Source organism: Actinoplanes sp. M2I2 (genome assembly GCF_023544445.1).
In the GTDB taxonomy this organism is placed as follows: domain Bacteria; phylum Actinomycetota; class Actinomycetes; order Mycobacteriales; family Micromonosporaceae; genus Actinoplanes.
In genome coordinates, this window is the sequence record NZ_JALPVJ010000003.1 from 49,338 (window position 1) to 74,493 (window position 25,156).

A 25,156-nucleotide genomic window follows, 5' to 3' on the forward strand; every position below is an offset into this window, starting at 1 on the left:
TATCGAGCACTGGTTCTGGTGGTGGTGACCGCGGTCGCGCTGACGGCGACGATCACCCTGCTCGGCAACCGGGCGGACGCGGCCCTCACGACCGACTTCACTTCCCGTTTCGAGGCCAACGTCAACGGCTCGATCGTGCTGCGCGGCAACACCAACATGGTCTGCCCGGCCTCGGCGGCGGGCTGTGGCGACGGTCAGAACGGCGTGGCCACCGGCAACAGCGGCACAGTGAACAACAACAACTACGTCATGGAGTACGCCAACCCGGACAACGACGCGTCGACCTTCAACGACAGCACGGCGACCATCGGCCTCCCGGCCGGCAGCAGGGTCCTCTTCGCCGGCCTGTACTGGAGTGCCGACACCTCGGCCGGCGCGAGCGGCGTCGCGGCCCGGAGCCCGGCCGACAAGGGCACGGTCAAATTCCGTACGCCGGTGGCCACCTGGCAGCCGGTGGCTAGCTCGACCATCTTCACGAACGGCACCAACTCGGCCTATCAGGGCTTCGCCGACGTGACCGCGCTGGTCTCGGGCGCGGGCAACGGCGTCTACGGCGTGGCCGACATCCAGGCCGGCACCGGCAAGGACCGGTACGCCGGGTGGGCTCTGGCGATCGCCTATCAGAACGCGGCCGAGCCGATGCACAGCCTGCGGATCTTCGACGGCTTCGGCGTGGTCAGCAGCAGCGACACCAGCGTGATCATCCCGGTCACTGGCTTCCAGACCCCGCAGAACGGCACCGTGCACGCCCGCATCGGCACCGTCGTCTACGAGGGTGACCTCGGCCTGACCGGCGACACCCTGGAGCTCGACGGCACGCAGATGTCGGACAGCACCAACCCGCCGACCAACTTCTTCAACAGCACGGTGAGCGACGCCAGCCAGTTGATCACCAGCGGGCGCTCCCCGGACGTCAAGAACCTCATGGGCGTCGACATCGACCAGTTCGACGCGAGCGGCAAGCTGGCCAACAGCCGGACCTCGGCCAACCTCAAGCTGACCACCGGCGGCGAGACGTTCTACCCCGGCGTGGTCACCTTCACCACCGACCTGTTCGCCCCCGACGTGGTGTCGACGGTGACCGGCTCGGATGTCGACGGCGGCGACCTGCTGCCCGGTGACGTCATCGAGTACAAGATCGCCGTACGGAACGACGGCACCGACGTCGCGCTGAAGACCGTCGTCAGCAACGCCATCCCGACGCACACCACGTACATCCCTGGCACGCTGAAGGTCGAGGGCGCCGCCAGGACCGACGCGGCCGGTGACGACACCGCCCAGTTCGCCGGCAGCACCGCCACGTTCGGCGTCGGATCGACGCCCAGCGGCACGGCGGGCGGCTCGCTGGCCCACAACGAGACCAGCTACGTCACCTTCCGGGTCAAGGTCGACGTGGACACCCCGGCCGGCTACACGATCACCAACCTGGCCGGCACCGCCTACACCGCCGAGTTCACCAAGATGGCCGTCAACGGCACCCCGGCGACCAACGCCCTGACCGTCCAGCAGCCGAAGGCCGACCTCTCAGCCACGCTCAGCGTCTCACCGACCGTCGTGCAGCGCCTGAGCTCGCCCAACAGCGTCACCTACACCGTTGTGGTCACCAACAACGGCACCGACCTGGAGCCCGCGGCCAAGGCCGAGCTGACGCTGCCGACCGGCATCACCGCCGGCGCGCTCCCGCCGGGCTGCTCGCTCGCCGGCTCGATCGTGACCTGCCCGGCCGGCGCCCTGCTGGCCGGCAGCCAGGCCACGTTCACGATCCCGGCCACCGTCGGCACGAACGCCGCCGCCGGCGCGGTCGCCACCGTCAAGGTCTCGGGCACCGGCGCCGACACGGTCCCGACCAACGACACCGCCTCGGCCACGCTGCTCGTCAACTCGGCACCGCAGGCGACGGGCGACACCGCGAACACGACGAACGGGTCCCCGGTCTCGATCGACGTCCGCGCCAACGACAGCGACCCCGACGACGCCCGCACCGATCTCACCGTCATCCTCGGCACCCCGCCGGCGCACGGCAACGCGGTCGTGGAGTCCGACGGCACCATCACCTACACGCCCGACCTGGGCTGGACCGGCACCGACTCGTTCGGTTACTTCGTGGCCGACGGGCACGGCGGCAGCGACACCGCCACCGTCACCGCCACCACGGCGAACGCCGCCCCGGTGGCGGTCGACGACAGCCGGTCCACGCCGTCGGGCACCCGGGTCGACATTCCCGTGCTGGCCAACGACTCCGACCCGAACAACAACCCCCTGCACGTCGACGCCATCACCCAGCCGCAGGCCGGCGCGGGCGCCGCGACCCTGACCGGCGATGTGGTCTCCTACACCCCCGCGGCCGGGTTCACCGGCACCGCCGCCTTCACGTACGTCGTCGAGGACAGCCTCGGCGCCCGGCGCACCGGTCAGATCCGGGTCGCGGTGGGCAACGCCAAGCCGCACGCCGCCGACGACCTGGCCGCCGTGGCCTACCGCGGCAGCGTGACGGTCGACGTACTGGGCAACGACACCGACCCCAACGGCGACGCCCTCACGATCACGTCGGTCGGGTCGCCCGGCCACGGCACCGCCACCATCGTCGCCGGCAAGATCACCTACGAGGCACCGGCCGGGTTCTCCGGTCAGGCCACCTTCTCGTACGTCGTCAGCGACGGCACCGACACGGACACCGCGACTGTCACCGTGACCGTCGCCAACGCCGCCCCCACCGCCGCCGCCCACTCCGTGCACACGGCCTGCGACACCGCGATCCGCATCGACGCGCTCGCCGGCTCGAACGACCCCAACGGCGACACGCTGACGGTCGGCGGGTTCACCAGCCCGGCACACGGCAGCCTGGTCCGCAACGCCGACGGCACGCTGACCTACACCCCCGCCGCGGGCTGGTCGGGCACCGATTCCTTCGACTTCACCGTCGACGACGGGCACGGCGGCACCGACACCCGGACGATCACCGTGGTGGTCACCAACGGCGTGCCGGTCGCCCAGCCCGACTCGGTCACCGTGCCGGCCGGCACGGTCGCGACCATCGACGTGCTGGCCAACGACCGCGACCCGAACAACGACCGGCTGACCGTCACGATCGACGTCGCGCCGGCCCATGGCACGGCCGCCGTCGCCGCGGACGGCAAGATCACCTATACCCCGGCGGCCGGATATCTGGGCCCCGACTCGTTCCACTACACGGTCGACGACGGCCGGGGCGGCACGGCCGGTGGCACCGTGACAGCCGGCGTGGTCAACACCGCGCCGAACGCTCGCGACGACGCGATCACCACCGACACCGACACCGCTGTGGTCATCACGCCCGCCACCAACGACACCGACCTCAACGGCGACGCCCTGCAGGTCACCGCGATCACCGTGCCCGGCGACGGCAGCGCCTCGCTCGCCGCCGACGGGTCCGTCACCTACACCCCGCGGGCCGGCTTCTTCGGCACCGACACCTTCACCTACTCGATCCGCGACGCACCCGGTCTCACCGACTCGGCGCTGGTCACGGTCACTGTCCGCAACGCCGCGCCGATCGCCGTCGACGACCGGTTCACCGTACGGCCCGGCCTGACCACCACCCTCGACCTGCTGGCCAACGACCGGGACCCGAACACCGGCCAGGCGCTGAGCATCGCCACGCTGGGCGCGCCGGCCAAGGGCGCCGTGACCCGGGTGGGCGGCGCCGTGACCTACCGCCCGTACGCCCTCACCGAGGGGACGGACACCTTCACCTACGTGCTCACCGACGACCTGGGCGCCACCGACACCGGCACGGTCACCATCGTCATCGACGCGGCGCCCACGGCGACCGCGGACACTGCCTCGACGGCCTCCGGCACCGGTGTGGACATCGCGGTCGTCGGCAACGACACCGACCCCGAGGGCGGCGCGCTGACCCTGGTCTCGGTGACCACCCCGGGGCACGGCACGGCGATCGTCGTGGACGGCAAGATCCGCTACCAGCCGGTGGCCGGCTTCAGCGGCGCCGACACCTTCACCTACGTGGTGCGGGACGCGGCCGGCAACACCGGCACCGGGACGGTGACCGTCGACGTGGACGACGCCGCCCCGGTGGCCGCGGACGACGCGGCCGCGGTGCTCGCCGGCCGGCACGTCGACGTGGACGTGCTGTCGAACGACACCGACGCCAACACCGGCCAGACGCTGACGGTCACCGCCGTGGGCACCCCGACGCGCGGCACCGCGGCCATCGTGGACGGCCGGATCCGGTACACCGCGCCTGCCGACTACGCCGGCACCGACACGTTCACCTACACGGTGAGCGACGGGCACGGCGGCACCGCGCAGGCGACCGTCACCGTGACGGTCAGCTCCGGGGCCGCGGTGGCGGTGGCCGACCAGCGGAGGACGCCGTACCGCCAGCCCGCCACCGTGCCGGTGCTGGCCAACGACCTCGATCCCGACCACAGCCTGAAGCTCACGAGCGTCACCAAGCCGGACCACGGCACCGCCACCCTGGTCGGCGACCAGGTGCGGTACCTGCCGCCGGCCGACTTCACCGGCGTCGCCACGTTCAGTTACACGGCCGTCGACGGCGACGGCAACCACCTCACCACGACCGTCACGATCACCGTCGGTGCGCCGCCCACCGTGCCCGACAAGTCGCTGACCGCCCGGCCCGGCAAGGCTGTGAAGATCGATCTGCCCACCACCGACGAGCACGGTGTGCCGGTCACGGCCCGCTCGATCGGCCGGCCCCAGCACGGCACGGCCAAGCTGAACGCCGACGGCACGGTCACGTACATGGCGGCGAAGGGCTTCAGCGGCACGGACAGCTTCACGTACGAGGTCGTCGACGCGGACGGCAACGTCGCCCAGGGCACGATCACGATCAAGGTGGCCGGCCTGAACACGGCGCCGGTCGCCCGGAACGACACCGTCGCGGTGGACGCCGGCAACTCGGTGGTTATCGCGCCGCTGGCGAACGACAAGGACGCCGACGCCGACACTCCCAAGGTGATCGGGATCGGCAAACCCCGGCACGGCAAGGCGGTGCTCAGCCCGGACGGCACGGTCACCTACGCGCCGTACAAGTCCTACGCCGGCGGGGTGGACTCGTTCCTCTACACGATCAGCGACGGCCACGGCGGCACCGCCACCGCGATCGTCACGATCACCGTGAACGAGGTCACCGCGCCCACCGGCGACGACAATCTGGCCAAGACCGGCCTCAACGTGATCTCGGTCGTGGCCGCGGGCGGCCTCGCCGTCCTGGTCGGCGGGTTCCTGCTGATGGCCGGCGGCGTGCCGATCCTGAGCGCTCCCGGCCGCCACCGCCCGGGCCGCCACCGCGGCTAGTTCCGGACAGCAAAAAGGCGGGTCGCTGACGCGACCCGCCTTTTTGACGACTTGGACTTAGAAGTCCATGTCACCGCCGCCCGGGGCGCCGGCCGGAGCCGGGTTCTTCTCGGGCTTGTCGGCCACGACGGCCTCGGTGGTGAGGAACAGCGCGGCGATCGACGCGGCGTTCTGCAGCGCCGAGCGGGTGACCTTGGCCGGGTCGATGATGCCCGCGGCCAGCAGGTCGACGTACTCGCCGGTCGCGGCGTTGAGGCCCCAACCAGCTTCGAGGTTGCGCACCTTCTCGACCACGACGCCACCCTCGAGGCCGGCGTTCACGGCGATCTGACGCAGCGGGGCGTCGAGCGCGACCTTGACGATGTTGGCGCCAGTGGCCTCGTCGCCGACCAGGTCGAGCTTGTCGAACGCGGACTTGCCGGCCTGCACCAGGGCGACGCCACCGCCGGGCACGATGCCCTCCTCGACGGCCGCCTTCGCGTTGCGAACGGCGTCCTCGATGCGGTGCTTGCGCTCCTTGAGCTCGACCTCGGTGGCCGCGCCGACCTTGATGACCGCAACGCCGCCGGCCAGCTTGGCCAGGCGCTCCTGCAGCTTCTCGCGGTCGTAGTCGGAGTCCGACTTCTCGATCTCGGCGCGGATCTGGTTGACCCGGCCCTGGATCTGCTCGGCGTTGCCCGCGCCGTCGACGACGGTGGTCTCGTCCTTGGTGATGACGATCTTGCGGGCCTGGCCCAGCAGGCTCAGGTCGGCGTTCTCCAGCTTGAGGCCGACCTCTTCGCTGATGACCGCGCCACCGGTGAGGATGGCGATGTCCTCGAGCATGGCCTTGCGACGGTCACCGAAGCCGGGGGCCTTGACGGCGACCGACTTGAAGGTGCCGCGGACCTTGTTGACGACCAGGGTGGCCAGGGCCTCGCCCTCGACGTCCTCGGCGATGATGACGAGCGGCTTGCCGCCCTGCATGACCTTCTCCAGCACGGGGAGCAGGTCCTTGACCGCCGAGATCTTGCTGTTGGCGATGAGGATGTAGGGGTCGTCGAAGACGGCCTCCATGCGCTCGGCGTCGGTCATGAAGTACGCCGAGACGAAGCCCTTGTCGAAGCGCATGCCCTCGGTGAGCTCGAGCTCGAGACCGAAGGTGTTGCTCTCCTCGACGGTGATGACGCCTTCCTTGCCGACCTTGTCCATGGCCTCGGCGATGATCTCGCCGACCGTGGAGTCACCGGCGGAGATGGAGGCGGTCGAAGCGATCTGCTCCTTGGTCTCCACGTCCTTCGAGAGCTGCTGAAGGCCCTCGGAAACGCTCGCCACGGCTGCCTCGATGCCCCGCTTGAGGGCCATCGGGTTGGCGCCGGCGGCGACGTTGCGCAGGCCCTCGCGGACCAGCGCCTGGGCCAGGACGGTCGCCGTCGTCGTGCCGTCACCGGCAACGTCGTCGGTCTTCTTCGCGACCTCCTTGACCAGCTCGGCGCCGATCTTCTCGAAGGTGCCCTCGAGCTCGATCTCCTTGGCGATCGACACACCATCGTTGGTGATGGTGGGAGCGCCCCACTTCTTCTCGAGCACGACGTTGCGGCCCTTGGGGCCGAGCGTCACCTTGACGGCGTCGGCGAGCTGGTTCATACCGCTCTCGAGGCCGCGACGAGCTTCCTCGTCAAATGCGATGATCTTGGCCATACGGCTGTGTCCTCCTGGACAATCGAGGTGCCGGGCCGTGTGGCCCCGCCCTCCGCACGTTGTTGAAACAAAACTGCTTGAGACAAACACTGCTTTGCGACAAACACTGCTTTGCGACAAACACTGCGCGGAACTCTGCGGACGTCACCACCTGGCGATGTGACGTCCTCAGGTCGAGCCGGATAGCCCGCGACGACCGGCCCCGTGCCCCGGCGCCGATGGCGGCGCCGCGACCGAGACCCCACCGTCCCGACCTGCTTGGCACTCAGCAGTCGCGAGTGCCAATGACTTGTTTAGCACTCCCCGGGGGCGAGTGCAAGGAAACCGCCTGGCGACGGAGACCCTCACTCCTCGGGGGCGGCCTGCTCGGCGAACAATGATCGGCTGGTCACCGGCTTTTCCACCCGGCGGGCCTGGGCGTAGGTCACCAGCGCGGCGATCGCCCACAGCTGAACCGCCAGCACACCGGCCACGGTCGCGGCGAACCCGCCGAACACCGCGTCGACCACCCGGGGGACCACCGTGACCCCGGCCGCCGCGACGATCAGGCCCATCGGCCGGACGAGCGTGAGCAGGTGCAGGGCCCGGCGCCGCCCAGGGCCGCGCTCGATCAGCACGACACAGCCGAGAACGCCGCCGAAGGTCAGCACACCGGTCGAGACCACGCCGAGCACCAGAGCGAGCGGGACAGCCGCGGCCAGGCCGAACTGCTCCTCGGTGAGCAGCAGCGGCAGGCTCCCGGTGAGCACCGAGAAGCCGGCGAACCACAGCCACAGCGAGCGCAGCCGCAGAGCCACCAGCGACCAGACGCGACCCGGCCGGGGGCGCAGCTTGCCGGCCGCGCGGGGCACCGCGATGCCCACCACACCGGCCAGCGTGAGCACCTGGGGCAGCGCGGACACGGCCAGATAGGCCAGCCACATCAGCGGGAGCAGCAGCAGCCCGAGGCCGCTGGCCAGGTCGGACAGGGCGGGCGCGGTCACCACGGCCTCGTCGAGCCGGCCGACGAAGAAGTGCATCGGCACCGCGGCCAGCGCCGTCAGCGGCAGCAGGGCCAGGGCGTTGCGGGCCAGCAGGGCGGTGAACCGCCGGGCCCACGCACCCTGTCCGGGCCCGGCGACGAGCGGGTCGGACCACGCGGGATCCGGGGGAACGGCGGCGCGCGACAACGTGAGGTCGGCGGTGCGCCCCTCGGGGTCGAAGGGATCGGCGGCGGCCACCACCGGTGCCTCGACCATGAAGATGCGCGCTTCGCCGTGGTCCACCGGGACACCTTGCCTGAGCAGGGGCCCCGACCGCCACCCCACCCGGTCCGGCTGATCCGCTTGCCGTACCGACCCGTTCGGGGTAGTCAGGACGACATGGGGAGCTGGAACGTGCATCGGCTGACGGCGCAGGACGCGGCTCGGATGCGCGCGTTACGGCTCGAGATGCTGGCCGACAGCCCGCTGGCGTTCCTCGAGACGCTGGCCGACGCGGCCGCCCGCTCGCACGCGTCCTACCGGCGGCGCATCGCCGAGGCCTCGACCGGCGACGCCCTGGCCCATTTCGTGGCCGACCCGGGTGACGGCGGGCGGCTGATCGGGCACGCGGGCGGCACGGTCGCGCCCGGCTTCCCCGGCGAGACGGTGATCTTCGCGGTCTACGTCACCCCGGCCCACCGCGGCGGCAAGGTGCTGGCCGAGCTGATCGAGGCGGTCCACGAGTGGTCGCGGTCGGCCGGCCGGCGGCGGGCCCTGCTCGAGGTGGTCGTCGGCAACGACCGGGCCGTCCGGGCGTACGAGAAGCTGGGTTTCGCCGACACCGGCGAGCGCGTGCCGCACCCGGTGATCCCGACACTCACCGAGCTGCGGATGCGGCGGAGCCTCTGATGGCCGTGCGACACGTGACCCGGGGCCTGCTCACCGCGCTCAACGGCACCACCGGCGCCGGTCTGCTGATCGCCCTGGCCACCCGGGCCCGCGTCCGGCGCGGCCGGCACGGCGTGCTGATCGCCGAGGGCTATCGCCTGCCCGTCCCGCCGGCGTCGTGCTTCACCGTCGGCTCGGTCATCCTGACCAGGCGCAGCGCCGAGTGGCTGCTGGACGAGCAGCGCGCCGAGCTCTTCGCCCACGAGCACCGGCACGCCGGGCAGTACGCGGTGCTCGGCCCGCTGTTCTGGCCCGCCTACTGGGCCGCGTGCGGCTACTCCTACGCCACGACGGGCTCGTGGGGCGCTCGCAACTTCTTCGAGAAGAGGGCCGGGCTGGAGGCCGGCGGCTATCCGGCCGACCTCCCGTTGCGGCCGCTGCTGCGCCGGCTCAGAGGTCCTTCTGCCACTCGATCCAGGCGTCGACGGCCCGGAAGCCCATCGCGCGGTTGATGTTCAGCATGTAGGCGTTCTCCGACGCGTTGAAGGTGTCGATCGCCTCCAGCTGCGGCCGGTGCTCGCGGATGTTGTCGAGGTTGTCCAGCTTGACCAGCATGCCGAGCCGGTGGCCGCGGTGGTCGGGGTCGACCAGCGTGGTGTTCTGCCAGGCGTGGACCGGCTGGTCGACCTCGCAGATCAGCCAGGTCCAGGCGACCAGCTTGTCGCCGATCGTCGCGCCGGCCTGGAAGCTGCGGCGACCACGCCGTTCCCGGGCCTCCTCGTCCTTCCGCAGACGGTCGGCGTCGATCTTCTCCGGCTCCCAGTTCATGTCGCCGGTGGGAGCGTCGGCGTTCAGCCGGCTCTCCAGATAGGCCACGTCGTCGATGATGTCGTCGGGCGGGACGCCGACCCAGCGCCGCAGCCGGTAGTCGCCGGCGTGCTTCTGGGCGTCGGCCCGCAGCTCGGCCAGCCGCGGCTCGTCCAGCGCGGTGACGTCGAGCCGGCTGCGCGTCTCGGCCAGCCCGGCCTTGGCTCCGACCGCCTCGGCGAAGGCGCCGCCGTCGGGGTGCCGGTCGACGGACGCGGCCATCAGGTGCTTGCGGTTGTTGACCCGGGCGCGCTCGACGGCGACCTCCCACAGTGCCCGGCCCACCCCACGCCGGCGGCACTCGGGCAGGACCAGCAAGTCAAGTTCCACATTGTCCAGATTGTCGAGTTGCGGGAACGACAGGTCGAGGTAGCCGACCGGCTTTCCGTCGAGGTGGCCCAGATAGCGCTCGAACATCACTCCGGGTGGCGGATCGGTGAACTTCGCGCGGTAATTCTTCCGGCTCTGGAAGGGGAGGTCCGGACAATCGTGGTGCGCCACGACGCTGGCGATGTCATAGGCGAGGTCGGGAGACGTTAGCGGCTCGACCGATACAGTCATGGCCGTCACCCTCGTCGGTGACGGCCATGAACGCGAGCGATTTACCAGCTCGGCTCGTTCAACCTTCAGTCCGGCCTGGAGGGCCGGCAAGTGGTCGGGAGGACGGACGCACAGCGCCTCCGGCACTGGGTCGTTGGGCACCCTCGGAGATTGTCGCCAAGCTCGAAGGTGAGGGGCCGCGTACGGCGTCGCGCCCTCCCGCAGAGAGCATCCTGCCGATCCCGAGATCCCGGCGCAAGCCCTCTCGCGATGGAATTCTCACTTGTTGACCGATCGCCGATTACTCAGCGTCATCCAAGCAGGCCGGCCTCGCGGGCGCCCTTCAGCGACGGCTTGATCCGATGGGTCGGCCCGACCTGGTCGGCCACCGCGTCCAGCGTCTTGAGGCCCTCGCCGGTGTTGTAGACGACGGTCTCCTTCTCGGGGTCGAGCTTGCCGCTCGCGACCAGCTTCTTGAGCACCGCGACGGTGGTGCCGCCGGCGGTCTCGGCGAAGACGCCGGTGGTCTCGGCCAGCAGCCGGATGCCGGCGCGGATCTCCTCGTCGTCGGCGTAGTCCATCCAGCCGCCGGTGCGGCGGACGGCCTCGATCGCGTACGCCCCGGCGGCCGGGTCGCCGATGTTCAGCGACTTGGCGATGCCGGTCGGCTTCACCGGGACGATCTCGTCGGTGCCGGCCTGCAGCGCGGTGGCGATCGGGTTGCACCCGGCCGACTGCGCCCCGAAGACCGTCCAGCCACCCTCGGGCGCCTCGACCAGGCCGGCCTCGACCAGCTCGGAGAACGCCTTGTCGACCTTGGTCAGCAGCTCGCCCGAGGCCATCGGGATGACCACCTGGGCCGGGATGCGCCAACCCAGCTGCTCGGCCACCTCGTAGCCCAGGGTCTTGGAGCCCTCGGCGTAGAACGGCCGGACGTTCACGTTGACGAACGCGGTGTCCTCGAACTCGTCGGTCTCGACCAGTTCGCCGCAGAGCCGGTTCACGTCGTCGTAGGAGCCCTCGATGGCGACCAGCTCGCCACCGTAGACCGCGGTGGTGATGATCTTGCCCTGCTCCAGATCGGACGGGATGAAGACGATGCTGGGGACGCCGGCCCGGGCTGCGTGGGCGGCCACCGAGTTGGCCAGGTTGCCGGTGGAGGCGCAGGCGAACCGGGTGAAGCCGAGGCCCCGGGCGGCGGTGAGGGCCACCGAGACGACCCGGTCCTTGAACGAGTGGGTCGGGTTGGCCGAGTCGTCCTTGACCCAGAGCGGCGCCCGCAGGCCGACCGCGGCGGCCAGGGCGGGCGCACCGACCAGCGGGGTCAGGCCGGGGTCGAGGGTGACCCGGGTGGCCGGGTCCTGCCCGGTGGGAAGCAGCCCCGCGTACCGCCAGATGTTCTGCGGGCCGGCCTCGATCTGCTCACGGGTGACCCGCGCGAGAGCGGCCTGGTCGTAGGCCACCTCGAGCGGGCCGAAACACTCGTAGCAGGCGTGCTGGGCGACCAGCGGGTATTCGGCGCCGCAGGCACGGCAGACGAGACCCGTGGCGGGCGAGGTGGAGATGGCAGCGGGTGTGCTGACGGCAGACGTCATCGAGGCTTTCCTCTCATCTTTCCCCGCGGCGATCTGCCGGACCGGGGACGGAATTAGCACCTGCCGCGCGCGAGCCTCGTCGTCGAGACCACGCGGTGGTTGCCGGGGCTTCATCGGGCCGTTCCCTCTGCCCCTCTGGATGAGGTATTCAGTTGTGTTTCCAACACCTTACGTCGGATTCCCTTGATCAGGCTCGCGGGATCCCGAGGTGTGAGCCACTGCGCTGGCTATGAAGTGATGTCCTTGCGGGTGAAGCGCCAGAACGCGAGGCCCCAGCACAGCGTGGCGTAGGCGACCGCGCTGATCGCCCCCTTGACCAGGTCGTCCGACTGCGCCGGGGTGGAGAGCAACCCCATCCAGGCGTCGCTGAAGTGCGTCGGCAACAGGTAGCGGATGTCCCCCAGCGCGGTGATCTGATCGAGGATGCTCGACAGGATCCAGAGCATCACCGCGCCGCCGACCGCGCCCAGCGGCGCGTCGGTCAGCACCCCGAGCAGGAACGCCAGCCCGGCCACGACCAGCATCGAGACGGCCAGGTAGCCGACGATCGCGAACAGCCGCAGCAGACCCGGCCCGGGGGCGATCTCGGCGGCCACCGTGCTGCCCAGCGGGTGCCAGCCGTAGCGCAGCGTCCCGGCGATCAACGCCACCCCGGTCAGCACCAGCAGCGCGACCGCCGAGTAGCCCAGCGCGACGATCAGCTTGACCGCGAGCAGCCGGGCCCGGGGCACCGGCACCGCCAGCAGATAGCGCAGGCTGCCCCAGCTGGCCTCGCTGGCGACCGTGTCGCCGCAGAACAGCGCGACCACCACGACCAGCAGGAAACCGGCCGAGACGGCCAGGCAGAACAGCGCGAAGTTGAGGCCGCCCGAGGTGGCCAGATCGACCAGGCTGTCGAAGGCTCCGCCGCTCTCCTCGTCCTCACCGCCGCCGAACTCGAAGGCGGCCAGCACGATCAGCGGCAGCAGGGCCATGAAGCCCAGAGCCAGCTGCGTCCGCCGGCGCGAAGCCTGACGCCGTACCTCGGCCCAGATCGGCATGGTGCGCGACGGCCGATAGCCGACGGCACCCGAATCCGTGGAAACGCTCATCGGTCGCCACTCCCCCGCGAGTTGTCGCCCACCAGCGCGAGGAAGGCGTCCTCGAGCCTCCGCCGCGGCACCACCCGGTCGACCCCGACACCGGCCCGGACCAGCGAGGCCACCACCTCGGAGCGCGGCGTGCCGTTCATGTCGACGATCAGCCCGGACGCGCCGTCCGGCAGCACCGAACGCACGCCCAGCTCGTCCAGCACCCGCTCGGCGGCCGGCACGTCGGACACCTCGAGCTGCACCGACGGCGAGTCGCCGACGATGTCCTCGACCGGGCCGGACGCGACGATGCGGCCCTTGTTGACCACGACGGCGTGCGTGCACGTCTGCTCGACCTCGGCGAGCAGGTGGCTGGAGACCAGCACCGCCCGGCCGTCGGTGGCGTACCGCTTGAGCACCCGGCGCATCTCGGCGATCTGCGGCGGGTCGAGGCCGTCCGTCGGCTCGTCCAGCACCAGCAGCTCGGGCAGGCCGAGCATGGCCTGGGCGATGGCCAGCCGCTGCCGCATGCCGTGGCTGTATTTCTTGGTGCGCCGGTGGACCGAGTCGCCCAGCCCGGCGATCTCCAGCGCCTCGTCGAAGCGCGCGTCGGCCCACGGCCGGCCGGTCGCCTTCCAGTACGCGTGCAGGTTTTCCAGCCCGGTCAGGTGGGGCAGGAAACCCGGCCCCTCGACCAGCGCGCCGACCCGCGACAGCACCGGGGCGCCGGGCACCAGCCGGTGGCCGAACACCAGCGCTTCGCCCGCGGTCGGCATGGTCAGGCCCATCAGCACCCGCAGCGTGGTGGTCTTGCCGGCGCCGTTCGGGCCGAGCAGGCCCACCACCTGGCCCCGCTCGACGGTGAAGCTGATCTCCTCCACGGCGACGAACCCGTCCGCGTACGCCTTGCGCAGCCCGCTGACCACCAACGGCGTACCCGCGTACTCGGGCCGGGTCGGGGTCTCGTGCCGTCGCATCCGGCGCCGCCGCACGAGCAGCAGCACGACGAGGCCGACCACGATCGCGGCGAGCAGACCGGCCAGCACGTAACGCCAGACGGTCTGCGGGTTGGCGATCGGCGTGCCCACCACGGTCGGCAGCTCGAGGGCCGGAGCCACCTGCACCGTGTAGGTGGCCGGCTGCTCCGGGGACAGGAAGGCCTGGTCGGTGGTGGCGACCACGACGCGTACGGTGTGGCCGGCCTCGATCCGGCGGACGATCGCCGGCAGCCGGACCGTGCGCTCCGGAGCGTCGTCGATCGACGCCGGCAGGCCGGTCAGGCGCACCGGCGCGACCAGGCCCGCGGTCAACGTCGGCGCCCCCGCCTGGTCGACGTCGTAGAGCTTGACGAACAGCGTCGCCTCCCCGGTCGGCGACGCGGCGCGCAGCCGGACGGTGGGCGACCCGGCGAGGTCGATCGCCGAGCCCACCGGCCGGCTCTCGAACCTCGCGTACTGCCCGGGGATGTCGGCCGCGACGCCGGCCAGCAGCGTGCTCAACTGCCCCCCGGTGCCCGGCAGCGACGAGATCGCGCCGGGGTTGCCGTTCGGCGGGTTGGCGATCGGCTGGGCCGGGCCGGCCAGTTCCACCCGGGTGCTTCCGGTCCCGCTCAGACCCGGGTACGTGCCGGTCGAGTACCCGTTCGTGACGAGCCCCCGGTCGAGCGCGCTGAAGCCGGCCACCCGCGAGTAGGTGAAGCTGCCCGACGGCGCGTCGCCCGCGCCCTTGACGTAGTGGTCGAGCCACTGCGCGGTCAGGGCCCGCACCCTGTCCTGGTCGGTCTGCGGCCCGGCGCCGCCGTCGTGGCCGCCGGTGAACCAGGCGACCCGCACCGGGGTGCCGGTCGCGGCGATGGAGCGCGCGTTGGCGTCGCCCTCGCTGAGCGGGAAGAGCGTGTCGACCGCGCCCTGGATGAGCAGGGTGGGGGACTTGATCCGCTCGACGACCGACGCGGGACTCGACCGGCGCAGCAGGTCGAGTGTCTTCTGCTCGGGGTTGCCGGTGGTCGCCACGTCGAGATAGGCCGCGCAGACGTCGGCGGCGAACCGCCCGCAGGCCGGGTCGATCGTGACCCCGGCCGGTGGCGCCCCGGCCCCGCCGGCCGCGAGCGCGCCCTCCGACGGCACCGCCCCGCCGTTGCCGAAGAAGACGCCGGCCCAGCCCTTCTTGAACACGCCGGTGGCCGACGTGTCGGCCGACTGCGGCAGGAAGACGTTGGTCAGGTCGTTCCAGGTGATCGACGGGACGATCGCGTCGACCCGCTGATCCTGACCGGCCAGCATCAGCGCGAGCGCCCCGCCGTAGGAACCGCCGACCACCCCCACCCGGGGGTCGCCGGCGCCGTCGGTCTGGATCTCGGGGCGGGCGGCGAGCCAGTCGAGCAGGCCCTGCGCGTCGCGGATCTCGTGATCGGGGCTGTTGAGGTGGATCTGCCCGCCGCTGCGCCCGAAGCCCTGGGCGGTGTAGGTCAGCACCGCGTAACCCCGCCCGGCCAGCGACTCGGCGTCGTCGCTGACCGACTCCTTGGTGCCGCCGAAGCCGTGGGCGAGCAGCACCGCGGGCACCCGGCCGGAGCGGTCGCGGGGCAGGTAGAGCCGGGTGTCGAGGGAAACGTTCTCGTTGCGGTCGGGCCCGCTGAGGACCGTGATCATCGCGTCCTGGGCCGTCCAGGCGGCCCGCTCGGGCCACACGGCCCAGCCGGTGAGCCCGGCGACGAGCACGAGGACGGCCGAACCGGCGAGGAGGCGGCCGCGGGAGGGCCGGGGCAGGGCGCGGCGCAGCCGGCTCGTCCATGACATGCCTGAACGCTAGCCGCAGGCGACTGAGCGATCCTGTGAAACCTCTCAGGAGCGGTCGGGCGATAGCGTGGAGTATCGAGATCAGACGTCGATCGAAGGGCCGCCCGAGTGGACAAGGAACTGAAGCTGACCGTGACCTTGCGGCCGGCCGGGCTCGACGACCGTCGCGGCATCGTGCGGCTGCCTCCCGAGGTGATGGAGGCGCTGCAGATCAACCCGGGCGATCCGGTGCGGCTGCGGGGCCGCACGACCACCGCCGCGCTGGCCGCCAAGGCCGATCCGGCGGCCGGTCAGAAACTGCTCCACGTCGACGACATCACGCTGGGCAACCTGGGGGTCCGGGAGGGCACCGAGGTCGCCGTGATCCGGCGGCCGGCGGTGGCCGCCCGGCGGGTCACCCTCGCCGCCACGGACGACATCGTCGCGCTGACCTCGCCCGAGGATCTGCGGCTGGCGCTGCTCGGCAAGGTGGTCAGCGTGGGCGATCGCGTCTCGTTGCGCCCCCAGGACGTGTTGCCGCTGGCCGGGCGCCCCCAGGTGGCCAACGCGCACCGCCGGCTGCGCAACCGGCTCGGTTATCAGTGGAACGTCGCCCTGCTCACCGTGGTGGAGGTCGAGGAGGCGGACGCCGCCGTGGTCACCATGGACACCGTGGTCGGCTGGCAGGACGGCACGACGTCGACGCCGGTGCCCGGTCCGCAGGCTTCGGCCGGGGAGCTCGCGGCCACCGACCCCGAGGTGCCGCCGCTGAGCCTCGACGACCTCCCCGGCATGCGCGCGCAGGCCCAGGAGCTGCAGGAGCTGCTCGACCTCGGCTTCAACCACCGGGAGGTGCTGGACCGTCTCGGCACCACCATCTCGCTCGGGGTGCTGATCTCCGGCCCGGCCGGCTCGGGCAAGTCGGCGCTGGTCCGCGCGGTGGCCGCCCAGGTCGAGGCCCGGGTGGTGCAGGTCTGGGCGCCCGGGCTGGCCGCGCTGACCAACACCGCGGCCGCGGGCCGGCTGCGCGAGCTGGCCCGCGAGGCCGGCCAGGGCGGCCCGACGGTGCTCCTCTTCTCGGATGTCGACGCGCTGGCGCCCCGCGAGGAGCCGGGCCCGATCTCGATCGTCTTCCGCCAGGTGCTCGAGGAGACGGTCCGGGCCGGGGTGGCGGTCGTCGCCACGACCAGCCGGCCCGAGTCGGTCGACCCGGCGCTGCGCTCGCCGGAACTGCTGGCCGTGCAGCTCGCGGTGCCCCTGCCGGACACGGCGATGCGGCTCGAGCAGCTGCGGGTGCTGACCCGGGGCATGCCGCTGGCCGAGGACGTGCGCCTCGACGACGTCGCCGGGCGGACCCCGGGGTTCGTCGCGGCCGACCTGGGCGCGCTCGCCCGCGAGGCCGGCGTGCGGGCCGCCCTGCGGCAGACCGACCGGGGTCAGGACGCCGCGGCCGCGCCGGAGCAGCCCGAGGCGCCCAAGGTGACCATGGCCGACTTCGAGGCCGCCCTCGACGTCGTCCGGCCGACCTCGATGGCCGACTCGACGCTCGAGGTCGCGTCGGTGACCCTCGACGACGTGGGCGACATGGTCGAGGTCAAGCAGACGCTGACCGAGTCGGTGCTGTGGCCGCTCACCTACCCGGACACGTTCGCCCGGCTCGGGGTCTCGCCGCCGCGGGGTGTGCTCCTCTACGGCCCGCCCGGCTGCGGCAAGACGTATCTGGTCAAGGCGATCGCCGGCACGGGCAAGGCCAACGTGCTGTCGGTCAAGGGGGCCGAGCTGCTGAGCAAGTGGGTCGGCGACAGTGAGCGCGCGGTGCGCGAGCTGTTCCGCCGGGCCCGCGAGGCGGCGCCGACCCTGGTCTTCCTGGACGAGGTCGACGCGCTGGCGCCGACCCGGGGGCAGGCCAACGACGGCGGCACCACCGACCGGGTGGTGGCCGCGCTGCTCACCGAGCTCGACGGGGTGGAGGACCTGCGCAACGTCGTGGTCATCGGCGCGACCAACCGGCCCGACCTGATCGACCCGGCGCTGCTGCGGCCGGGGCGGCTGGAACGGCTGGTCTATGTGCCGCCGCCGGACGCCGAGGCGCGGGCCGAGATCCTCAAGGCGTCGGCCAAGTCGGTGCCGCTCGACAAGGAGGTCGACCTGGTGCGGCTCGGCGCCGAGCTGGAGGGGTTCTCGGCCGCCGACTGCGCGGCCCTGATCCGCGAGTCGGCCCTGTCCGCGATGCGCGAGTCGCTCGAGGCGACGACGGTCACCGCCGGCAACGTGGCGACGGCCCGGCAGCGGGTGCGGCCGTCGCTGGACCCGGGTCAGGTGGCTTGGCTGGCCGCGTACGCGGAGACGCACCAGGCCTAGGCGCCGGCTAGCGGCGGCGGGTGCGGGCCCGGGTGGAGCGCAGGCGGCGGAGCCGGCCGACCAGCACCGGGTCGTGCTCCAGCGCGGCCGGGTTGTCGAGCAGCGTGTTGAGCAGCTGGTAATAGCGGGTGGAGCCGAGGTCGAAGGTGTCGCGGATGGCCTGCTCCTTGGAGCCCGCGTGCTTCCACCAGCGCGCCTCGAAGGCGAGGATCTGCTGCTCACGCTCGCTCAGAGCGGGCCGGGCGGCACCGGCCGGGGCCACGTCCGGCTCGGCGGCCGGCGGCTCCGGCCCGGTCCGCGGCGACGGGATGTGCTGCTGCTCTTCGGACGGGTCCGCGGCCGGCTGCATGACGCTCCCAAAGAGAAAGACGAGCACAGATGTACGAACGGGGACCGTCAGCATAAGTCCGTCGGCCCCCGCTCCGCAGGCGCGGTCGACGTTACCTCAGGTCACGTCCCGACTACGCATAGTCCACATAGACGCCACCACGACGAGCACGAAGACGCCCGCGAGGATGGCCCCCGCCATCGGCCAGGTCAGCGTCAGCGCATCGGGCTGACAGCCCCCGGCCGCCGACGAGAAGTCGCAGGAGTTGGAGTCCTCGATCTTCACTTCCTTGTCCATCCAGGCGATCATCCAGATCGGGATGAGGTACGCCTCGGCGAACTTCACGCCGGCCAGCTCGAGCACCGTGCCCAGTCCGAACTGGAAGACGATCAGCGCGCCGATCGTCACCCCCAGCGCCATCGCGGTGTGCCGCCCCAGCGAGGCCAGGCCGAAGCCGACCGCGCCGGCCACGATCACCAGGACCAGGCCGCGCAGCTCCATCAGCGCGATCGACTGCCACGCCCCCGACGTCATGCCCGCCGTGCTGCCGCGGGCCTGGGCGATCAGATGGAACAGGCCGGTCCAGACGGCCGAGAAGACCACCGTCAGCGCCGTGAAGAAGACCAGCAGCGCGGCCAGCTTGGTGCCCAGCACGCGCAACCGTTGCGGCCGCCAGAGCAGCAGGTTCATCATGCCGCCGCTGCTCCACTCGGCGCCCACGAAGGACGCCCCGACGATGAACGCCACCAGCGCGAGCAGCGCCGCCAGCGTGGTCACCATGCTCGGGAAGGTCTCGCGGAAGTCGAAGGTGGCCGGCATGTACCACTGCGCCTGGAAGTCCTCGCGTGTCGGCTCGACCATGCCCTCGCAGTTGGGCGGCCACCGGTCGGCCCGGTCGGTGCCCTGCGCGGCCCGGCAGTCGGCCAGGTCCCGCCCGAACTGCTCCAGCGAGCGCTCGTAGTCCTGCTGAGCCTGGGCCTGCGCCGAGGCGATCTGATCGGGGCCGAGCTTCTGGTTGGTGAAGAACATCCCGACCGCGACGGCGGCCAGGATCAGTGTCACGCCGAGCAGGAAGAGCTTGGTGAAACGGCGCTTGGTCAGCCGCCGGGTCTCGGCACTGTAGAGGCTCACTGACCCCACCCTCCGCTCGCCGGCGCGGGAGAGGCCGCCGCCGTCTGGTCCACCTGGCGGTTCTGGCCCTCGACCGGCGCGGTGCCGGTGAGTTCGAGGAAGACGCTCTCGAGGTCGGCCGACACGGGGGTCAGCTCGCTCACGTAGATCTCGCGCTCGGCGAGGATCCGGGTGATCTGGGCCGGGTTGCCGGCGTTGCCCACGGTGAAGTGGTCGTGTTCGGCGGTCACCTGGGCGCCGTTGGCCCGCAGCAGCTCGATCGCGGTACGCATGTCCACGCCCGGCTCCAGGCTGACCCGCACCGTCGACGAGGTGTGGCTGGCCAGCACGTCGGACACCGAGCCGGCGGCCACCCGGCGCCCGGCCGAGATGATCGTGACCGAGTCGCAGATGAGCTGGATCTCGCCGAGGATGTGGCTGGAGAGCACGACGGTCATGCCCGACTCGGCGAGGTTGCGCATCAGCGAGCGCATCTCGCGGATGCCGCCGGGGTCGAGGCCGTTGGCCGGCTCGTCCAGGATCAGCAGTTTCGGCTCCTTGAGCAGCGCGGACGCGACCGCCAGGCGCTGCTTCATGCCGAGCGAGTAGGTCTTGACCCGGTCCTTGGAGCGGTCCCGCAGGCCGACCAGCTCGAGGACCGCGACGACGCGTTCCTTGCGGACCCCGCCGGCGTCGGCCAGCAGCGAGAGCGTGTCGTGCGCGGTGAAGTTGCCGAAGAACTGCGGGCTCTCCACGATCGCGCCGACCAGGCCCGCCACCTCGGGAAGGCTTTCCGGGACCTCCCGCCCCAGGATCGCCATCCGACCGCCGTTGGGCCGGATCAGCCCGAGCAGCGTCCGCAACGTGGTCGTCTTGCCCGATCCGTTGGGTCCCAGGAAGCCGTGCACCTGGCCCGCCTCGACGGTCATGTCGAAGCCGTCGAGCGCTTTTCGCACACCTTTGCGGCTGCGGTACGTCTTCTGCAGCCCGGCTATCTCCAATACGGCAGTCACGGGCGAGACTCTAGACAGACCCGTCAATATGCACTGCTGGAAAGCCTCACATTCACGCGCAGACGACGTGGACGCCGGCCTCGCGGAACCGGGCGACGACGTCGGCCGAGGCGCCGGAGTCGGTCACCAGCGTATCGATCTTGCTGATCGGGCAGATCCGGGCGAAGGCGTGACCGCCCAGCTTCGACGAGTCGGCGATGACCACGACCCGCTTGGCCCGGGCGACCATGAGGCTGTTCATCGCGGCCTCGCCCTCGTGGTGGGACGCGGCGCCCAGTTCGACGTCCACCGCGTCGACGCCGAGCAGCACGATGTCGAGCGTCACCTCCTTGAGCAGCGCGCCGCCCAGCGGCCCGACCACCTCGAAGGATTGCGGGCGGACCACGCCACCGGCCACGACGATCTTCATGCGCGAGCGCACCAGCAGCTCGTTGGCGATGTTGAGCGCGTTGGTGACCACGGTGAGCTGGGAGCCCTCGCTGCCCGCGTTCAGGTCGGGGCGTACGGCCAGGGCCCGCGCGACCTCGGTGACCGTGGTGCCGCCGTTGAGCCCGACGACCGTGCCGGGGGTGACGAGCCCGGCGGCGGCCTCACCGATGCGCTGTTTCTCGGCGGAGTGCTTGGCGCTCTTGTAGCGCAGCGGGAGGTCGTACGAGACGCCGTTGGCCACCGCGCCGCCCCGGGTGCGGGTGATCATCTGCTGCTGGGCCAGCTGGTCGAAGTCGCGGCGGATGGTGGCCTGCGAGACGTCGAGGCGCTCGGCCGCGTCCTCGACGCTGACCCGGCCACTCTCGGCGAGTAACTCGAGCAGGGCATTCCACCGCGCGTACCGGTCCACCCAGACTCCCCGCTGCACATTCCGTGATAAGAGTGTGCACATTAGTGCGCGAAAGCCGGGGAAGCAAAGATCAGGCCTGCGCGCTGCGGTGACGACGGTTGCGTCCGCGCCAGCCTTCCGCGCAGAATGACGCTCGAAAGAGCCGGGTACCGAGCGCTTATGCGCACGCGGTGTGAGGGGTGGCCCATGACATACGTCAAGGCGGAGATCGCCAGCCAGCCGGAGTGCTGGCGTCAGGCCGCGAAGCTGGCCGACGCCCCCGGCCTCCCGATCCGTGGCGAGCGCGTCGCCGTGGTCGGCTGCGGCACCTCGTGGTTCATGGCCAAGGCGTACGCGTCGCTGCGCGAGCAGTCCGGCCACGGCGAGACCGACGCGTTCCAGGCCTCCGAGTTCCCGCGCCGGCGCCGGTACGACCGGGTCGTCGCGATCACCCGCTCGGGCACCACCACCGAGGTCCTCGACGTGCTCAACGACCTGGCCGGCGGCACCCCGACCACCGTGCTCACCGCCGACGGCGCCCAGCCGGCCGCGCGGCTGGCCGACCACACCGTGCTGCTCGACTTCGCCGACGAGCAATCGGTCGTGCAGACCCGCTTCGCCACCAGCAGCCTCGCCCTGCTCCGGGCCCATCTCGGCGAGGACGTCGAGTCGGCCGCCGCCGACGCCGAGGTCGCGATCCGCCTGCCGCTGCCGGTGCACCCGGCGCTGGTCGAGCAGATCACCTTCCTGGGTCGCGGCTGGACCGTCGGGCTGGCCGAGGAGGCCGCGCTCAAGTGCCGCGAGGCGGCCATGTTCTGGGCCGAGGCCTACCCGGCGATGGACTACCGGCACGGCCCGATCTCGATCGCCGCCCCGCGCCGCGCGGTGTGGGCGTTCGGCGACATCCCGACCGGCCTGGCCGACGAGGTCGAGGCGACCGGTGCGCTGTTCGTGCACAGCCGCCACCACGGCGGCTACGCCGCGCTGGGCAGCTGGTGCGGTGGCCGGGCCCCGCTCGACCCGCTGGCCGACCTGGTCGTCGCCCAGCGCGTGGCCGTACTGCTGGCCACCAGCCAGGGCCTCGACCCCGACCACCCGCGCAACCTGACCCGATCGATCGTCCTGGCATGAGCCGGGTGGTGGTCGCCCTCGACGTGGGCGGGACGGGCATGAAATGCGCGCTGGTCCGTCCGGACGGGACGGTCCACCACACCGAGCGGCACCCCACCCTGGCCGAGCGCGGGCCGGACGCCGTACTGGAGACCATCCTCGACGTGGCCGACGGGCTGGCCGCGAAGGCGCGCGCCGACGGCCTCGAGCCGGTAGCCGCCGGGGTGGCCGTCCCCGGTGTCGTCGACGAGGAGAACGGCCTGGCCGTCTGGTCGTCGAACGTGGGCTTCCGTGACGTGCCCGTCCGCGCCCGCGTCGAGGAACGGCTCGGGGTGCCCGCCGTGCTCGGTCACGACGTCCGGGTCGGTGGCATCGCCGAGGCTCGGCTGGGCGCCGGCCAGGGGCACCGGCACGTGCTCTTCGTCGCCATCGGCACCGGTATAGCGGCCGCGCTCGTGGTCGGCGGCGCCGGCTACTCCGGAGCCCACGGCGCGGCCGGCGAGCTGGGCCACATCGTCGTCCGGCGCGGCGGCACCCCCTGTCTGTGCGGGCAGCAGGGCTGCATGGAGGCCTACGGCTCGGCCAAGTCGATCGGGCGGCGCTACGCCGAGCTGGCCGGCGCCCCCGGGGCCACCGCCCTCGACGTGGTCACCGGGGCCGGCCGGGGCGACGCGCTCGCCCGCACGGTCTGGCAGGAGGCCGTCGAGGCCTTGGCCGACGGGCTGGTCACCGCGCAGGCCCTGTTCGATGTGGGCGTCTTCGTCATCGGCGGCGGACTGGCCGAGGCCGGGGACGCGCTGCTGCACCCGCTCGAGGACGCGTTCCGCGAGCGGATCACCTTTCAACGCCCGCCCCGGTTCGTCCGGGCCGGCCTGGGCGACGAGGCCGGCTGCATCGGCGCCGCCCTGCTCGCCCTCGACCACCTGGAGGATCTGGCATGACCCGCATCGGCGGCAGGATCGTCCGCCCCGGCGCCGTCGTCGAGGGGTACGTCGAGGTGGATGGGCCGACGATCCTGTCGGTCGAGGCGGCCGGCGGCGCGGGCGACGACATCGTGGTGCCGGGCTTCGTCGACCTGCACTGCCACGGCGGTGGCGGGCACACGTTCACCACCGGCGACGTGGCCGCGGCGCGCGGCGCGGCCGCCTTCCACCTGGGTCACGGCACCACGACGATGCTGGCCAGCCTGGTCAGCTCGCCGTTCGAGCTCATGCGCGACGCCACCGCGGCCTACCGCCCGCTGGTCGAGGCCGGCGTGATCGGCGGGGTGCACTACGAGGGGCCCTATCTCTCCGGCGTACGGTGCGGCGCGCAGAACCCGGAGTTCCTGCGGGACCCGTCGGCCGACGAGCTGACCGAGCTGATCAAGCTCGGCGAGGGGGCCGTCCGGCTGGTGACGATCGCCCCCGAACTGCCCGGCGCCCTGGAGGCCATCGCCCTGCTGCGCGAGCACGGGGTCGCCGCCGCGGTCGGGCACACCGATGCCACGTACGAGCAGACGCTGGCCGGCGTGAACGCCGGCGCGACGGTCGGCACGCACCTGTTCAACGGCATGCGCCCGCCGCACCACCGCGAGCCCGGGCCCGTGGTCGGGCTGCTCTCGTCGCCGGTGGTCTGCGAGCTGATCGCCGACAACATCCACCTGCACCCGGGCATGCTGGCCTTCGCCGCGCGCACGGCCGGCCCGGACAAGGCCGCGCTGATCACCGACGCGATCGACGCCACCGGCATGGCCGACGGCACCTATGACCTGGGCGGCCAGCAGGTCGTCGTGGCCGATCGGGCGGCCCGGCTGGCCCGGGACGGCTCGATCGCCGGCAGCACGCTGACCATGGACGAGGCCCTGCGCAACACGGTCGCGGCGGGCATCGGGCTGGCCGAGGCGGTGGCGATGGCCTCGACCACCCCGGCGCGGGTGCTCGGGCTCGGCGACGTCGGCGCCCTCGAGGCCGGGCTCCGCGCCGACCTCGTGGTCCTCTCGCCCGACCTGCAGGTCAAACGGGTGATGCGCTCCGGTCGCTGGGTCTGAGGCCGGCGGGCCTCTCCCAGCCGCCCAGGGCAGGCAGCGGCAGCCGGTCGAACGGGATCCGCTCGATCAGGCGGGCCAGCACGACCCCGAGCAGCAGCCCGGCGATCGAGTCGGTCAGCCAGTGGAAGCCGGTGTAGACGGTCGTGCCGAAGACGATGACGACCGGCGCCACCCGGAGGGCATAGATCTCCCAGCGGTGCAGCGGCCGGCGCAGCAGCGCGGCGATCAGCATCGCCAGCACGGCGTACCAGACCAGCGAGTTGCCCAGGTGACCCGAGGGATAGCTCATCGCGTACGGGCCCTCGGCGTACGGGTTGTGCATGACCACCCGCTCCGGGCCGTCGAACCGGGGAGCGGCCCGGTCGGCCCAGATCTTCAGCGGGCCGATCGTCACGTACGTCAGCACGAACCCGGCGACGAACGGGAACACCGCCCGCACCGAGCGGGTACGCCAGGCCAGCAGCCCGCTCAGCAGCAACGACAGCGGCATGAGGACCTGGCCGCCCTGGCCCAGGTAGTTGAGCACGCGGGCGGTCCAGTAGGGCACCGCCGGCTGGTGGCTCAGCGACCAGTCGGCCACCCGCTCGTCCAGCCCCAGCAGGTGGCCGCGCAGCAGCGCCACGGTGATCGCGGCGAACGCCGCCACCAGGACGGCGTCGAGCCACCAGCTCTTCTTCTCCGGCACGCCTC

18 protein-coding genes and 1 riboswitch are annotated in these 25,156 nt (G+C 71.9%); of the genes, 7 read left to right on the forward strand and 11 right to left on the reverse strand.

Features of this window, described 5'->3' with window-relative positions:
- Nucleotides 1-21 precede the first annotated feature (21 nt).
- Nucleotides 22-5,319: an Ig-like domain-containing protein gene (locus tag HJC40_RS07625; RefSeq protein ID WP_249999544.1), complete on the forward strand. Its 5,298-nt coding sequence runs from the start codon at nucleotides 22-24 to the stop codon at nucleotides 5,317-5,319.
- 57 nt (nucleotides 5,320-5,376) lie between these two features.
- Here the strand turns inward: HJC40_RS07625 and groL are convergent, their stop codons facing one another.
- Nucleotides 5,377-6,999 carry a chaperonin GroEL gene (gene groL / locus HJC40_RS07630; RefSeq protein WP_249999546.1) on the reverse strand — a complete coding sequence of 541 codons (1,623 nt, stop codon included), beginning with the start codon at nucleotides 6,997-6,999 and terminating at the stop codon, nucleotides 5,377-5,379.
- A 344-nt stretch (nucleotides 7,000-7,343) separates the two neighbouring features.
- The gene (locus HJC40_RS07635) at nucleotides 7,344-8,264 is read right to left on the reverse strand and encodes a hypothetical protein (RefSeq protein ID WP_249999548.1); all 921 of its coding nucleotides are present in this window, start codon (nucleotides 8,262-8,264) and stop codon (nucleotides 7,344-7,346) included.
- Between the two features lie 96 nt (nucleotides 8,265-8,360).
- On the opposite strand from HJC40_RS07635, the gene HJC40_RS07640 reads away from it, so the two are divergent.
- Nucleotides 8,361-8,870, forward strand: a complete 510-nt coding sequence (locus HJC40_RS07640) for a GNAT family N-acetyltransferase (protein ID WP_249999549.1) — start codon at nucleotides 8,361-8,363, stop codon at nucleotides 8,868-8,870.
- A complete protein-coding gene (locus HJC40_RS07645) occupies nucleotides 8,870-9,361 on the forward strand; it encodes a hypothetical protein (RefSeq protein ID WP_249999551.1) in 492 nt (163 codons plus the stop codon). Before HJC40_RS07640 ends, HJC40_RS07645 begins: the two co-directional genes overlap by 1 nt.
- Here the strand turns inward: HJC40_RS07645 and HJC40_RS07650 are convergent.
- The 4 genes from HJC40_RS07650 to HJC40_RS07665 form a co-directional block, all read right to left on the reverse strand.
- Nucleotides 9,300-10,277 carry a GNAT family N-acetyltransferase gene (locus tag HJC40_RS07650; RefSeq protein ID WP_249999553.1) on the reverse strand — a complete coding sequence of 326 codons (978 nt, stop codon included), beginning with the start codon at nucleotides 10,275-10,277 and terminating at the stop codon, nucleotides 9,300-9,302. The genes HJC40_RS07645 and HJC40_RS07650 overlap by 62 nt on opposite strands.
- Nucleotides 10,278-10,567: 290 nt before the next feature.
- Nucleotides 10,568-11,851, reverse strand: coding sequence for a threonine synthase (gene thrC, locus HJC40_RS07655; protein ID WP_249999556.1), 1,284 nt, complete (start codon nucleotides 11,849-11,851; stop codon nucleotides 10,568-10,570).
- Nucleotides 11,852-11,861: 10 nt separating this feature from the next.
- Nucleotides 11,862-11,997: riboswitch (SAM riboswitch) on the reverse strand.
- A gap of 81 nt (nucleotides 11,998-12,078) precedes the next feature.
- The gene (locus HJC40_RS07660; protein ID WP_249999558.1) at nucleotides 12,079-12,942 is read right to left on the reverse strand and encodes an ABC transporter permease; all 864 of its coding nucleotides are present in this window, start codon (nucleotides 12,940-12,942) and stop codon (nucleotides 12,079-12,081) included.
- Complete coding sequence (locus HJC40_RS07665; protein ID WP_249999561.1) at nucleotides 12,939-15,719, reverse strand: alpha/beta fold hydrolase; 2,781 nt, start codon at nucleotides 15,717-15,719, stop codon at nucleotides 12,939-12,941. Before HJC40_RS07665 ends, HJC40_RS07660 begins: the two co-directional genes overlap by 4 nt.
- 108 nt (nucleotides 15,720-15,827) lie before the next feature.
- On the opposite strand from HJC40_RS07665, the gene HJC40_RS07670 reads away from it, so the two are divergent.
- Nucleotides 15,828-18,059, forward strand: coding sequence for an AAA family ATPase (locus HJC40_RS07670; protein ID WP_249999564.1), 2,232 nt, complete (start codon nucleotides 15,828-15,830; stop codon nucleotides 18,057-18,059).
- Nucleotides 18,060-18,066: 7 nt separating this feature from the next.
- Here HJC40_RS07670 and HJC40_RS07675 read toward each other — a convergent pair whose 3' ends face one another.
- The 4 genes from HJC40_RS07675 to HJC40_RS07690 all read right to left on the reverse strand — a co-directional run bounded on the left by HJC40_RS07675 (nucleotide 18,067) and on the right by HJC40_RS07690 (nucleotide 21,348).
- On the reverse strand, nucleotides 18,067-18,408 hold the full coding sequence (locus HJC40_RS07675) for a DUF3263 domain-containing protein (RefSeq protein WP_249999566.1): 342 nt from the start codon (nucleotides 18,406-18,408) through the stop codon (nucleotides 18,067-18,069).
- Between the two features lie 96 nt (nucleotides 18,409-18,504).
- Nucleotides 18,505-19,518: an ABC transporter permease subunit gene (locus HJC40_RS07680; RefSeq protein WP_249999568.1), complete on the reverse strand. Its 1,014-nt coding sequence runs from the start codon at nucleotides 19,516-19,518 to the stop codon at nucleotides 18,505-18,507.
- The gene (locus tag HJC40_RS07685) at nucleotides 19,515-20,510 is read right to left on the reverse strand and encodes an ATP-binding cassette domain-containing protein (RefSeq protein ID WP_249999571.1); all 996 of its coding nucleotides are present in this window, start codon (nucleotides 20,508-20,510) and stop codon (nucleotides 19,515-19,517) included. Before HJC40_RS07685 ends, HJC40_RS07680 begins: the two co-directional genes overlap by 4 nt.
- Before the next feature lie 52 nt (nucleotides 20,511-20,562).
- Nucleotides 20,563-21,348, reverse strand: a complete 786-nt coding sequence (locus HJC40_RS07690) for a DeoR/GlpR family DNA-binding transcription regulator (protein WP_249999573.1) — start codon at nucleotides 21,346-21,348, stop codon at nucleotides 20,563-20,565.
- 186 nt (nucleotides 21,349-21,534) lie between these two features.
- Here HJC40_RS07690 and HJC40_RS07695 point away from each other — a divergent pair, with 186 nt between their 5' ends.
- The 3 genes from HJC40_RS07695 to nagA are packed head-to-tail and all read left to right on the forward strand — an operon-like array spanning nucleotide 21,535 to nucleotide 24,466.
- A complete protein-coding gene (locus HJC40_RS07695; RefSeq protein ID WP_249999575.1) occupies nucleotides 21,535-22,458 on the forward strand; it encodes an SIS domain-containing protein in 924 nt (307 codons plus the stop codon).
- Nucleotides 22,455-23,378, forward strand: coding sequence for an ROK family protein (locus tag HJC40_RS07700; protein WP_249999577.1), 924 nt, complete (start codon nucleotides 22,455-22,457; stop codon nucleotides 23,376-23,378). Before HJC40_RS07695 ends, HJC40_RS07700 begins: the two co-directional genes overlap by 4 nt.
- Nucleotides 23,375-24,466 carry an N-acetylglucosamine-6-phosphate deacetylase gene (gene nagA / locus HJC40_RS07705; protein ID WP_249999579.1) on the forward strand — a complete coding sequence of 364 codons (1,092 nt, stop codon included), beginning with the start codon at nucleotides 23,375-23,377 and terminating at the stop codon, nucleotides 24,464-24,466. The genes HJC40_RS07700 and nagA overlap by 4 nt, the downstream gene beginning before the upstream one ends.
- On the opposite strand, the gene HJC40_RS07710 is transcribed toward nagA, so the two are convergent.
- Nucleotides 24,432-25,151: a phosphatase PAP2 family protein gene (locus tag HJC40_RS07710; RefSeq protein ID WP_249999582.1), complete on the reverse strand. Its 720-nt coding sequence runs from the start codon at nucleotides 25,149-25,151 to the stop codon at nucleotides 24,432-24,434. The genes nagA and HJC40_RS07710 overlap by 35 nt on opposite strands.
- Nucleotides 25,152-25,156 lie beyond the last annotated feature (5 nt).